This is a genomic window from Actinomadura rubrobrunea NBRC 15275 (assembly GCF_001552235.1).
Lineage (GTDB): Bacteria > Actinomycetota > Actinomycetes > Streptosporangiales > Streptosporangiaceae > Spirillospora > Spirillospora viridilutea.
Genome location: NZ_BCQU01000010.1, coordinates 1 through 12,489 on the forward strand (window position 1 = coordinate 1; position 12,489 = coordinate 12,489).

6 protein-coding genes are annotated in these 12,489 nt (G+C 71.2%); 3 read left to right on the top strand and 3 right to left on the bottom strand.

All coding sequences use genetic code 11. The features are described 5' to 3' along the window. Positions 1-5,551 (bottom strand): type I polyketide synthase (locus AR3_RS04735; RefSeq protein WP_217998448.1); only part of this gene is annotated, 5,551 nt, incomplete at its 3' end. A gap of 700 nt (positions 5,552-6,251) precedes the next feature. Continuing rightward, the gene (gene mce / locus AR3_RS04740) at positions 6,252-6,701 is read right to left on the bottom strand and encodes a methylmalonyl-CoA epimerase (protein ID WP_067908988.1); all 450 of its coding nucleotides are present in this window, start codon (positions 6,699-6,701) and stop codon (positions 6,252-6,254) included. 224 nt (positions 6,702-6,925) lie between these two features. On the opposite strand from mce, the gene AR3_RS04745 reads away from it, so the two are divergent. Continuing rightward, complete coding sequence (locus AR3_RS04745) at positions 6,926-7,909, top strand: ABC transporter ATP-binding protein (RefSeq protein WP_067908991.1); 984 nt, start codon at positions 6,926-6,928, stop codon at positions 7,907-7,909. Beyond that, positions 7,906-9,492 carry an ABC transporter permease gene (locus AR3_RS04750; protein WP_067908994.1) on the top strand — a complete coding sequence of 529 codons (1,587 nt, stop codon included), beginning with the start codon at positions 7,906-7,908 and terminating at the stop codon, positions 9,490-9,492. The genes AR3_RS04745 and AR3_RS04750 overlap by 4 nt, the downstream gene beginning before the upstream one ends. A gap of 327 nt (positions 9,493-9,819) precedes the next feature. Here the strand turns inward: AR3_RS04750 and AR3_RS04755 are convergent, their stop codons facing one another. After that, positions 9,820-10,638, bottom strand: coding sequence for a M23 family metallopeptidase (locus tag AR3_RS04755; RefSeq protein WP_067908998.1), 819 nt, complete (start codon positions 10,636-10,638; stop codon positions 9,820-9,822). A gap of 1,087 nt (positions 10,639-11,725) precedes the next feature. Here AR3_RS04755 and AR3_RS04760 point away from each other — a divergent pair. Then, positions 11,726-12,223, top strand: coding sequence for an FBP domain-containing protein (locus AR3_RS04760; protein WP_067908999.1), 498 nt, complete (start codon positions 11,726-11,728; stop codon positions 12,221-12,223). Positions 12,224-12,489 lie beyond the last annotated feature (266 nt).

Consider the following 12,489-nt stretch of genomic DNA (forward strand, 5'->3'; position numbering starts at 1 on the left):
CCCCGTCGAGGCGCCGCAGCGTGATCCCGCCGACCTCGCCGACCCGCTCGCCGTCCTCGTCGAACAGCACGACGCGGCCTTCGATCTCGTCGCCGGAACCGGCCCCGTCGACGACCGCGTGGGCCCATCGGGGGACGGCAGAGTCGGCCGAGAAGGCGAAGCGGCGGACCGCGACCGGAAGGTAGGGCCCGGCGCGCTCGGCGTCCACGCCGACCGCGGCGGCCAGGACCTGCAGGCAGCCGTCGAGCAGGGCCGGGTGCACCAGGTACGGATCGGCGTCGGCGGTCGCCGGGGCGCCCAGCCGCGCGACGGCCTCGTGTTCGCCGGCCCACATCTCGTGGACGGTCTGGAACGCCGGACCGTATTCCAGGCCCATCCGTCCGAGCGCGGCGTAATGTTCGGCGGGGTCGACCGGCGTCCGGCAGCGAGCGCGCACGGCGTTCAGACCGGCCGCCGCCCCGTCGTCGGCGGCGGGCGCCTCGGCTCGCAGTCGTCCGTGCGCCACCTCCGTCCAGCCGTCCGCGCCGGAAGCCCCGCGGTCGAAGACCCTGAACGAGCCTGTGTCGCCGGCCTCCGGCACGACGACCAGTTGCAGCGTTGCCTCCTCGCAGGTCTCCGGCACGACCGCCATCCTGGTGAGCCGGACGTCCTCGACGACCGCGCCGCCGTCCCCGAGCGCCTGCCGCGCGGCGGCCAGGGAGGCGTCCAGGACGAAGCTCGCCGGGAGCACCACGGTGCCGGCGACCCGGTGGTCCTTCAGGTAGGGGAACCCGTCGAGGTCGATCTCGGCGGTCCAGTGGTGGCCCTTCGGCTCGGTCGCCGCGCGCACGAAGGTCTGCAGGGCCGGATGCCCGGTGTGCGCGGCACGGCGCCGCCGGTGGCCGTACTCGTCCTCGATCCAGTACCGCTGCCGCTGCCACGGGTAGGACGGCAGCCCGGCCACGGCCGGCGGCGTCGCCCCATGGACCGCGCCCCAGTCGACCGGGAACCCCGCGCAGTACAGCAGGCCGAGCTCGGCGAGGATCGAGCGGCGCCCGGGCTCGTCCCTCCGCAGCGACGCCGCCACCACGCCGTCCGCCTGCTCGGCGAAGAGCCGGTCGCGGACGGCGGCGCCGAGCATCGGCTGCGGGGAGATCTCGACGAACACGTCGTGGCCCGACGCGACCAGGCCGGTCACCGCGGTGTCGAACAGCACCGGACGGCACAGGTTCGCGACCCAGTACTCCGCGCCGAGGTCCGTCCCCTCGACCGCCCGGCCGGTGACCGTCGAGATCATCGGGATCGTCGCCGGGCTCGCGGTGAGACCGAACAGCAGCTGGCGGAACTCGCCCGCGAGCGGTTCCATCAGAGGGCTGTGCGAGGCGTAGTCGACGGATTCCAGCACGCGGCAGAAGATCCCGTCGGCCTGCAGGGCCGCGGCGGTCCGCTCCAGAGCCGCCGTCTCCCCCGACAGCACCGTGGAGTCGGGGCCGTTGGCGGCGGCCACCCAGACGGACTCGCAGCCCAGGTCGGCGAGGATGCGCTCCGCCCGTTCGCGCGGGATGCCCGCCAGCGCCATCCTGCCCTTGCCGATGGCACTGCGGATCACCCGGCCGCGGTGCAGCGCCACCCGGAGCGCGTCCGCGAGGCTCAGGGCGCCCGCGACGTGGGCGGCGGCGATCTCGCCGACGCTGTGGCCGACGACCGCGGCCGGCTCGACGCCGTAGGACCGCCACAGCGCGGCGAGGGCGATCTGGACGGCGCACAGGGCCGGCTGGCCGACGGCCGGGTCCTGCAGGCGGCAGTCGCCGGAACCGCCGGTCAACTGGTCGAGCAGCGACCAGTCGACGAACGGCCGGAGGATCTCCTCGCAGCGCTCCAGCGCCTCCCGGAACACCGGCTCGGCGTCCAGCAGGTCGGCGGCGATCGGCCACCACTGCGGCCCCTGCCCGGAGAACAGGAACGCCGCCTTGGGGTGCCGGCCGACGCGCCTGCCGCCCCACGTCAGCCCCGGCCGCTCCGCGCCGTCGCGGAAGGCCGCAAGGGCGTCGCGGAACTCGGCCAGGGAATCGCCGACGCAGGCGAGCCGATGCTCGTGGTGCGTGCGCCGCACCGCCGCGGCCGCGCAGAGCGCGGCCGGTGTGATCTCCTCCCCGGCCTCGGCGAGGAACGCCTCGTACCTGGCGGCGAGTTCGCGCAGGGCCTGCTCGTCCCGGGCCGAGAGCGTCAGCAGGTGCGCCCGGCCGTCGGCGGGCTCGGCGGGCTCGGCCGACGGCGTCGGCCGGGGAGCCTCCTGCACCACCACATGCGCGTTGGTGCCGCCGAACCCGAACGAGCTCACTCCGACCAGGGCCGGGGCGTCGTCCGTCGGCCACGGCGTCAGCGAGACGGGGACGCGCAGCGCCAGCTCGTCGAAGGGGATGTGGGGGTTCGGCCGTTCGAAGTGCAGGCTCGGCGGGACCATCCGGTGCCGCACCATCAGCGCGGCCTTGATCAGGCCGGCGATGCCGGCCGCCGCCTCCAGATGCCCGAGGTTGGACTTGACCGAGCCGATCAGGCAGGGGGCGGCGGGGTCGCGGCCCGCCCCGACCACCGCCGCCAGCGCCTTGGCCTCGATCGGGTCGCCGAGCAGGGTGCCGGTGCCGTGCGCCTCGACGTAGTGGACCTGTTCCGGCCGCACGCGCGCGTCGGCGTAGGCCGCGCGCAGCACCGCCTCCTGCGCCTGCGGGTTGGGGGCCATGATCCCGTTGCTGCGGCCGTCCTGGTTGACCGCGCCGCCGCGGATGACGGCGTAGATCGGGTCCCGGTCCGCCAGGGCCCTGCCGAGGGGCTTGAGGACGACGACGCCGGCGCCCTCGGAACGGACGTAGCCGTTGGCGCGCGCGTCGAAGGGCTTGCAGCGTCCATCGGGGGCCATGGCGCCGGCCTTGCTGAAGTTGATGGCGATCGCCGGTGAGAGGATGACATTGACACCGCCGGCGATCGCCAGGGAGCAGTCACCGCGTGCCAGGCTCGCGCACGCCTGATGCACCGCCACCAGGGAGGACGAGCAGGCGGTGTCGACGGCCATGCTCGGTCCCCGGAAATCGAACAGGTAGGACAGGCGGTTGGCGGCGATGCTCGACGAGTTGCCGGTTCCTGCGTAGGCGTCGATCCGGGTGAACTCTTCGAATTGGAACCGGCCGTAGTCATTGGTCGAGATGCCGATGAAGACGCCGGTCGACGATCCGGCCAGGCGCTCGGGCACGAGCCCGGCGTCCTCCAAGGCCTCCCAGGTCACCTCCGCCAGCAGGCGCTGCTGCGGGTCCATGCGCGCCGCCTCGGTCGCGGAGATGCCGAAGAACTGCGGGTCGAACCGGTCGACGTCCTTCAGGAAGCCGCCCCAGCGGGTGGTGGTCTTTCCCGGAGCGGCCGGGTCGGCGTCCCAGAACTCCTCCGCGTTCCACCGGTCGGACGGCACCTCGGTCACCGCGTCGCGTCCCTCGCAGAGCAGTTCCCAGAAGGACCGAGGGCCGTCGGCGCCGCCGGGGAAGCGGCATCCGATCCCCACGATGGCGATCGGCTCCGCTTCGCGCTCCGTCGGCGGGACGTCGCCGCCCCGGTCCGCCGTGGCGACGACGGGCACCGCGGACGGCTCCGACGTGCTCGCGGGCTCCTCGGGCGCGGAGCTCAGGAAGTCCGCCAGGGCCTCGATCGTCGGGTGCTCCCAGGTGAGCGTCGCCGGGAGCGGCCGCCCCAGCAGGCGTTCGAGCTCGCCGACGATCCCCACCATGTCCACCGACCGCAGCCCGTAGTTCGCCAGCGGCAGCGTCGGATCGACCGACTCGGGCGTCGTCCCCAGCCGGGCGGCCACCTCCGCGCGCAGCCGCTCCTCGATCTGCGCCTTGCGCTCGGACCGGGACGGCTCCGCGCCTTCGGCGGGCTCCGTCGCCCCCCTGCCTTCCGACGAGAGGCTCCAGGTGGTCAGGCACTGCAGATCGCCGTCCAGGAACGCCTTCAGGCAGGCGCCGCGCTGCAGCTTTCCGCTGGACGTCTTCGGAACGTTCCCGCGCCTGACCAGGGCGATGTCGTGGACCTGCAGGCCGTGCTCCTCGGCCACCGTGGCGCGGACGGCGGCGATGATGCGATCCGCCTCGTCCGGGTCCGGGCGCCCGTTGACCTCGTGGACGACGACCAGCCGCTCGACGCCGTCCACCTCGCGCGAGCAGGCCACCCCGCAGCCGGGACGCAGCATGGGGTGGGCCTGTTCGATGGACCGCTCGATGTCCTGGGGGTAGTGGTTCCTGCCCTCGATGATGATGACGTCCTTGCGGCGACCGGCGACGAACAGCTCGGTGCCGTCGAAGAAGCCCAGGTCCCCGGTGCGCAGGAACGGGCCTTCGCCGGTGTCGGCGAGGCGGGCCGCGAACGTCTCCTCGCTCTCCCGCGGGCGCTGCCAGTAGCCCTGCGCGATGCTCGGGCCGGACACCCAGATCTCACCGATCCGGCCCTCCGGGAGCCGGGTGCGCCGCTCCGGATCCACGACGACGACCCGGTGGCCGGGGATGCCCGAACCGCATCCGACGTTCGTCCGGGCCCGTTCCCCTGGGCCCGCCGCGACCGCCCGGCCGGCTTCGAGCGCGGAGACCTCCAGTCGGCGCGTGATCGGCTCGGCCGCCCGCTCTCCGCCGGACACCATCAACGTCGCCTCGGCCAGCCCGTAGCACGGGTAGAAGGCCTTCTTGCGGAAACCGCACGGCGCGAAGACCTCGCTGAACCGGTCGATGGTCTCCGCGCGCACCGGCTCGGCGCCGTTGAAGGCCGTGGTGAGCGTGCTCAGATCGAGCGTCGCGCGCTCCTCCTCGGAGATCTTCTGGACGCACAGGTCGTAGGCGAAGTTCGGGGCGCCCGTGAGGTTGGCTCCGACGTCGGAGATCGCCTTGAGCCACCGGAACGGCCGCTTCAAGAAGGCGACGGGGGCCATGAAGGTGACCGGGAACCCGGCGAACGCCGGGGTCAGCAGCCCGCCGATCAGCCCCATGTCGTGGTAGGGCGGCAGCCAGATGACCAGGTGGTTGTCCGGGGAGTGCCCGTACACCCGGTCGTGGATGATCCGCACGTTGCTGATCAGGTTGGCGTGGCTGACCATGACGCCCTTGGGCCGGGCGGTGGAGCCGGACGTGTACTGCAGGAACGCGACGTCGTCCGCGGTGACGTCCGGGCGCCGCCAGCCGTGCCCGGCGGCCGGGTCGACCTCGTCCACGGCCTGCCAGTCGAGCCGCCCGAGCTCCGGGGCGTGCGCGGCGAGCTCGCCGGCGATCGAGACGACGGCCTTGGTGGCGAGCACCACGGCCGGCCGCGCGTCCTCGATCACTCCGAGCAACCGCGGCAGCGTCCGCTTGAACAGGACCGAGTCCGGCGGATACGCCGGGACCGCGATCACCTTCGCGTAGAGGCAGGCGAGGAACGAAATCACATAGTCCAGGCCCGGCGGGCACAGGATCAATGCCCGCTCGCCTGCCGGGACGCGTTCCCGCAAAGTGGCCGCCACGGCCCGGACGCGCAGGTCGAACTCGGCGTTCGTCAGGCTCACCGGCGCGCCTTCGCCGTCGACGAGGAACCGGAATATCGCGCCTTCCGGCCGCTCCGCGAAGACCGCTCGGAAACGGTCGACGAGCGTGTCGCCCCCGCGTCCCGACGTCCGCGCCGCGGGCGATGTCTTCGGCGATTCCGGTGCCGGGTCGATATTCCGGTCGTCATGCATCTTCTCGCTCCAGGATCAACGTGTCCATCCCCCGGCTCCAGAAAGTGCGCGAGCAGGTTCCATCATCGGCCCGCCGCCCCGAAAGACGGCATCAATGAAACACGGCGATGAAACAAGGACGAACAGATGCGGTCGCCACCGCCGCGGCCGGCACGGACCATACGCCGACTACGCGCTTTCTAACGGAACTCAAACAATGCGTGCCGATAAACGGATCGCACCGCGACGATGCGTTGCGTCACGGACCGAGTACAGCGGTGTCCGCGCCGCACCCACGTCTCTCCTCACGGAAACCTCTTCTCACGACCCCGACGGGCGCATATCAAACGCCCACATGTTGATCGTCGGCCGGGCCGGGCGTCAATAGCAATGATTGACGTTGCCATGCTTGTTCACGGAACGCCGCGATCCGAGCACCGGGAGTCTTGGCGGAGTTCGGCGGGCATGCCCGAAGGGGCCGGTTCGACGCGGTGCAGCGATCCATCGCTACAGGCTATGACCTGCGATGATGCTCGTTTCGGCGCGGCGCTCAGGCGGACGCGGCCGGCTCGACCAGCTCGATGAGGATTCCCCCGGCGTCCTTGGGGAAGATAAAGTTGATGCGCGCTCCTCCGGTGCCGCGCTGGGGTTCCTTGTACAGCAGGCGAACGCCTCGTGAACGCAGTTCGGCGGTCGCCGCGTCGAGATCGTCGACCGTGTACGCGACTTGCTGCAACCCCGGTCCGTGACGGTCGAGAAACCGCGCGATCACCGAGTCCGGCGTCAGCGGAGCGAGAAGCTGCAGGCACCCGCCCGCCGGATCGGGTCCCACCGACATCATCGCCTCGCGCACGCCCTGTTCGACATTGTCTTCCACCTGGAGACAACGCATGCCGAACACGCGCTGGTAGAACTCGACCGCCTCGTCGAGGTCGGCGACCGCGATGCCGACGTGGTCGATCCGGCGCACACCGATACCGTTCGCGATGGATTCCGTCATGCCTGGGGCCGCCTTTCTCTGTCAGCAGCTCTCTCGCACAGGATCGATGCCCTATGTTTGGCACCTTCGGGACACTTGATTAAGTCCGGACAGAGTGTAACCTCGAGCCGGCTTACCCGGCGTGACCCAGATCGGCCAGCCGCGCTCGGCGCCAGGGACTTTCGTCCCTTGCCTAAAGCCGCGCCCCACCGGACCCTGTGGTCTATCAACCCCGGAGGCAATGCATGTCCCCACTTTCACCGCGAACCACGACGGCGACCGACCGGGATCCGGCGATATCCATCTCCGGATTGGTGAAGACATTCGGGCAGGTCCGGGCCCTCGACGGGCTCGACCTGACGGTGTCCAAAGGGGAGGTGCACGGGTTCCTCGGTCCCAATGGCGCCGGCAAGACGACTACTATCCGTATCCTTCTCGGCTTGCTGCGCGCCGACGCGGGCGAGGTGCGGCTGCTGGGCGGCGACCCCTGGCGCGACGCCGTCGCGTTGCACCGGCGGCTGGCGTACGTGCCCGGCGACGTCAGCCTCTGGCCCAAGCTCACCGGAGGCGAGATCATCGACGTGTTCGCCCGGCTGCGCGGCGACATCGACCCGGTCCGGCGGGACGAACTGCTCGAACGTTTCGAGCTGGACCCGACCAAGAAGGCGCGCACCTACTCCAAGGGCAACCGCCAGAAGGTGGGCCTGGTGGCGGCGCTCGCCTCCAACGCCGAGCTGCTGATCCTGGACGAGCCGACCTCGGGGCTGGACCCGCTCATGGAGAGCGTCTTTCAGGACTGCGTCCGCGAGGTGAAGGAACAGGGCCGCACCGTGCTGCTGTCCAGCCACATCCTGGCCGAGGTGGAGGCCCTGTGCGACCGGGTGCACATCATCCGCAACGGTCGGACCGTGGAGAGCGGGACGCTGAGCGAGCTGCGGCACCTGACCCGCACCTCGATCGACGTGCAGACCGAACGGCCGCTCGACGGTCTCGACGGGCTGAAAGGGGTGCACGACCTGCACGTGGACGGCACCCGGGCCCGCTTCGACGTCGACACGGCCCACCTGGACGAGGCCATACGCCATCTCTCCGGGTTCGGCATCCGCTCGCTCAACAGCCGCCCGCCGACGCTGGAGGAGCTGTTCCTGCGGCACTACGGCGACGAGCTCGCCCGGGAGCGGCGAGCGAACGGCCGCCCCGCCCCCACGCCCGAAGGGGCGGCCCGATGATGACCGAACTGACCGGGACCGCCACGCTCGTCCGCTTCACCGTGCGCCGCGACCGCGTCCGCGTCCTCGTCTGGATCGCGTCGATCGCGCTGCTCGAGCTGCTGACGGCGGCGAACACCAAGGAGATCTACTCGACGCAGGCCGCGCTCGACAAGGCCGCCGCGGCCGCCCGCGGCAACCCGGCCGCCATCGCCCTCACCGGCCCCGACCAGGCCCTGGACACGATGGGCGGCCAGGTGGCGTTCCAGATCGGCACGATCGGCCTGGTCGCCGTGGCGCTGATGGCCGTGTTCATGATCGGACGCACGACCCGCGCGGAGGAGGAGGCAGGGCGGGCGGAGCTGATCCGGGCCATGGCGGTCGGCCGCCACGCGGCCACGGCGGCCGCCCTCATCGTGGTGGCGGGCATGAGCGCGGCGACCGGCGTCATCGTGACGCTCGGCCTGATCGGTCTGGACCTGCCGACGCACGGATCGGTCCTGTTCGGCGTCTCGCTCTGCGCGGAGGGACTGGTGTTCGCCGGCGTCGCCACCGTCGCGGCGCAGCTCACCGAGAACACCCGCCTGGTGTTCGGCGGCTCCGGCACCGTTCTCGGCGCCGCCTTCCTGCTCCGGGCGGCCGGCGACATCGGCGACGGCACCCTGAGCTGGTTCTCGCCCATCGGCTGGTCGCAGAAGACCCGGCCGTTCGCCGGGGACCGCTGGTGGCCGCTGCTCGTCCCCGCCGCGTTCACCCTTGCCCTGGCGGTCGTCGGCGCCGTGCTCTCGACCCGGCGGGACGTGGACGCCGGCTTCATCCGACCCCGTCCCGGCCCCCGGACCGGGACCGCGGCCCTGGGGCGGCCTTTGGGCCTGGCCCTGCGGCTCCAGCGGGGCAGCCTGATCGGCTGGAGCGTCGGGCTGTTCGCGGCCGGCGCCGCCATCGGCTGGATCGCCGACGACGTCAAGGACCTCGTCGGCGACAACGAGGCCATACGCAAGACGATCGCCCAGTTCGGCGGCGCGGACCTCACCGATTCCTACCTGTCCACCCAGATGCTCTTCGGCGCCCTCGTCGCCGCGGGCTTCGCCCTCCAGGCGGCCCTGCGCCTGCGCGGCGAGGAGACCGCGCTCCGGGTCGAGCCCCTGCTCGCCACCGCCGTCTCCCGCGGGCGGTGGGTCTTCAGCCACCTGGTGGTCGCGCTGTCCGGCAGCGTGATCGTGCTCGCCGCGGGCGGCCTGGGCTGCGGGCTCGTGTACGGCCTCGTCATCAAGGACGCGGGGCAGATCCCCCGCATGCTCGGGGCCGCTCTCGTCTACACCCCGGCGCTGTGGCTGTTCGTCGGACTCGCCGCCCTGCTCTTCGGGCTATTCCCCCGCGGCGTCGCGGTCGCCTGGGGAGCCCTCGCCGCCTGCTTCGTCATCGGCCTGCTCGGCGAGGTGCTCGAACTCCCCGACTGGGTGAAGGACTTCTCGCCTTTCGAGCACACTCCGCGGCTCCCCGGGGCGGACCTGACCGCGCTTCCGCTGACGGTCCTGACGGCCCTCGCCATCGCGGCGGCCGGCACCGGCCTCCTCACCTTCCAACGCCGCGACATGTTCTAGACGCTGCGGTCGGCGACGCCCGCCCGGAGGAGCGAGGCTGGAGGACGGTCACCTGCGGCGCTGCGAGGCGGGCGGCCACCGCCACACGGCGCGTTTGCAGCTCCGTTCACCCTGCCCTTCGAGTTCGAGGCCCTTCGAGTTCGAGGCCCTTCGAGTTCGAGCGGGATCCCGCGGCGTCGGCCCGCCGCAGCCGTTCGATCCGTTCGGCGATTTCTGGGGCAGTGAAGGGTGCGGGACGCTGGAGAAGTCCCGCACCCCTGGCCTCGCCGTCCGTGTCTTCGGCCGTCCCGAGGCCATGAGCGGCCGGGCGACACGGCGCGTCGACGGTCAGCAGTCGGGGATCACGACGCCGTTGTTGTCCCTGGCCTCGTCGTTGCCCCACCGCGACAGGTAATAGGCCGAAACGTAGGCGCCCCAGCCGTTCTTCCCGGGGTAGACCTCGTCGAGGTCGGTCTTGAGCCACCAGTGGTTGTACTGGTTGCCGACGCGCACTTCGGCGCCCCACACCTTGCAGAACACGTAGTTGGTGCCCTTGTACAGCACCCCCTGCGGGTCGTTCATGAAGGCGTCGCGGTATCCGGTCGCGTTGGCGAACGTGTCGACCCAGTATTTGCCGCCGCCTCCACAACCGTTGTCACTGGTCAGGTACTTCTGGTTGTACGACCCCGGGTAGGGCGCCAGCGAAACGCCGTTGATGCTGATGACCTGGCCGACCCCGTTGTAGAGCTGCTCGTAGTGAATGTGCGGGCCGGTGCTGTTGCCGGTCGATCCGGTGGTGCCGATCGTCTGGCCCTGCGAGACGTACGTCCCGTTGGCCACCCCGTAGGAGGCGAGGTGGAAGTAGTACGTCTTCCAGCCGCCGCCGTGGTCGATGACCACGTAATTGCCCGCACCGTTGGCCTGGTAGTAGTTGTAGGCGGTGCCCGCGGCCGAGGCCAGCACCGGCGTGCCCGCCGTCGTGCCGCCGGAGCGGACGAAGTCGAGGGCCTGGCGGACCTCCGCCGAGTGGTGGCTGTAGGTCCAGGTCTGCCCGCAGGGGAACGGCGCCTTGAAGTTGGGCGCCGCGTGCGCCGGACGAGCCGGCTGGGCGACGACGAATCCCGCCGATAGCGCCAGCGCGGCGGCGAGAGCGCTGATTCGGCGCATCGAGCCTCCTTCCTGTCGCCCGGCGACGCGCACGGAGGGTTTCTCCGCAGGCACGGGGCGCCGGTACGGAATGGCCTTCCGCGGGTGGCCGGAATTGCCGTTGCCGACTGCGCAACGTTTCCTCATTTCACCAGAAGGGGCCGGGCAATGCTCGCCAACAACTCCGGTGACGCTAGTGCAGGATCTGCCCTTGCCTATCCCGCCCCCGTTAGGCGCGGCACGTTCGCCGGGCAAACCGAGACGACGTCGGATGATCACACACCGCGGCAAAGTCAACGGTCAGACGCGAAATTCGACCTGACCCCCTGCAGGCGCACCCGATTCACGCCTCCGCGCCGACCGGCGACTGCCGCGAACGTCAGACACCGCCAAAAAACTTCCAGCCTTTCGGCACTCCAGCCGAGGACGCTGCCACCGGAGACGCCCGCAGACATCTGACCGCCGCAGCTTCCCACCACATGCGCAGCGCCCTCTCGGACGGACGGGCTCCAGGACGCAGGCAGGCAGTGCGTCCGCCGCACCCTCCCCTCCGCCGCTGCTCGCCCCACCAGCGACGGCACCCCGAACACACCGAACGCAACAGCCCAGGCGGTGCCCGTCCTCCTGTCCGGCCGTCGCGGCAGGCAGAACGACTTCTCGGCCCACTGCGGCGACTTGGCGGCTGCATCTCCGCAAAGGCGGGTGTGCTCGCCGGGGAGGTGTCGGCCTCGCCGCTGGATCTTCATCGCGGTGCACGGGACGCCAGACGGCCGCGGCCGCAAATGCGGGTCGGCCGAGGTTCAAGGCGTCGGCGGCTGCGGCGCGGATCTCTCGGCGCACTCGGCCACGCCTGTGACCATGTCGCCACTGGCGAGCGCGACCTGTCCGGCGTCGCTCCAATCGTCCGGCGACTTCTCGTTCGACGTCGGGGCAGGCCCGTGGTGAGACGGCAGGCGGTCTCCTCGTTCCACGTGCGCCGTCGAAGGCGCGTGCCTGTCTACGTCTCGCGGACGGTCGCCCTATGCGCCGGGCCCGGAGTCACCCCTCCAACTTCCTAGATGGTTAATGCGTTTGCCTAAAGCTATTAGGAACCCATAGCCTCGCCGCCATGAGACCCGTCACCGAGCGCGATCTTCGCGCGTCCTTCGTCAACTGCTCCAAGGGCGAGGCCAAGCGGCTGGGCCTGCCCAAGGACTTCGCCGAGCTGCCCTGGGAGGACCTGGACTTCCTGGGATGGCGAGATCCGGGCGCCCCCGAACGCGCCTACCTGGTCACCCACCGTGACGACGAGCTCCTCGGCATCGCCCTGCGCGTCACCGCCGGCTCGTCCCGCGGCTTCACGTCCCGCAGCATGTGCTCGCTGTGCCTGACCACGCGCACCAGCGGCGGGGTGGCCCTGATGACGGCCCGCCGCACCGGTGAGGCAGGACGCCAGGGCAACTCGGTGGGGCAGTACCTGTGCAGCGACCTCGACTGCTCGCTGTACGTGCGCGGGAAGAAGACGTCGGTCGCAGGCGGCGGTCCCGACGAGACCCTCACCTTGGAGGAGAAGATCGCTCGCATCCAGGCCAACCTGAACGCGTTCGTCGAGAAAGTGACCCGCTGACCACCCCTCTCCGCTTTGCGACCTCACGAAACGGTGGACGCGGTGCACCGCGCGAGCTGTGGTCGGCCGCAGGCGGTGCAGTCACAAGGCGGTCTCGCAACAGAGCCGCGTCGGCAGGGCGTTGACACCGACAGACACCGATCAGCGACACGGTGGCCGTCCAACTCCAACCAGTAGACGACGGCGAGCGCCCCCGGCCGTCGTGCACCTTCACCTGCCGTTCGGCGCCCCGCAAAAGGCGTCCCCGCAAGGCGATCCGGCGGGGC

Coding starts and splice junctions, on each gene's coding strand:
- AR3_RS04755 (WP_067908998.1), bottom strand. CDS start 10,638: ATGCGCCGAATCAGCGCTCTCGCCGCCGCGCTGGCGCTATCGGCGGGA.
- AR3_RS04750 (WP_067908994.1), top strand. CDS start 7,906: ATGATGACCGAACTGACCGGGACCGCCACGCTCGTCCGCTTCACCGTG.
- AR3_RS04760 (WP_067908999.1), top strand. CDS start 11,726: ATGAGACCCGTCACCGAGCGCGATCTTCGCGCGTCCTTCGTCAACTGC.
- mce (WP_067908988.1), bottom strand. CDS start 6,701: ATGACGGAATCCATCGCGAACGGTATCGGTGTGCGCCGGATCGACCAC.
- AR3_RS04745 (WP_067908991.1), top strand. CDS start 6,926: ATGTCCCCACTTTCACCGCGAACCACGACGGCGACCGACCGGGATCCG.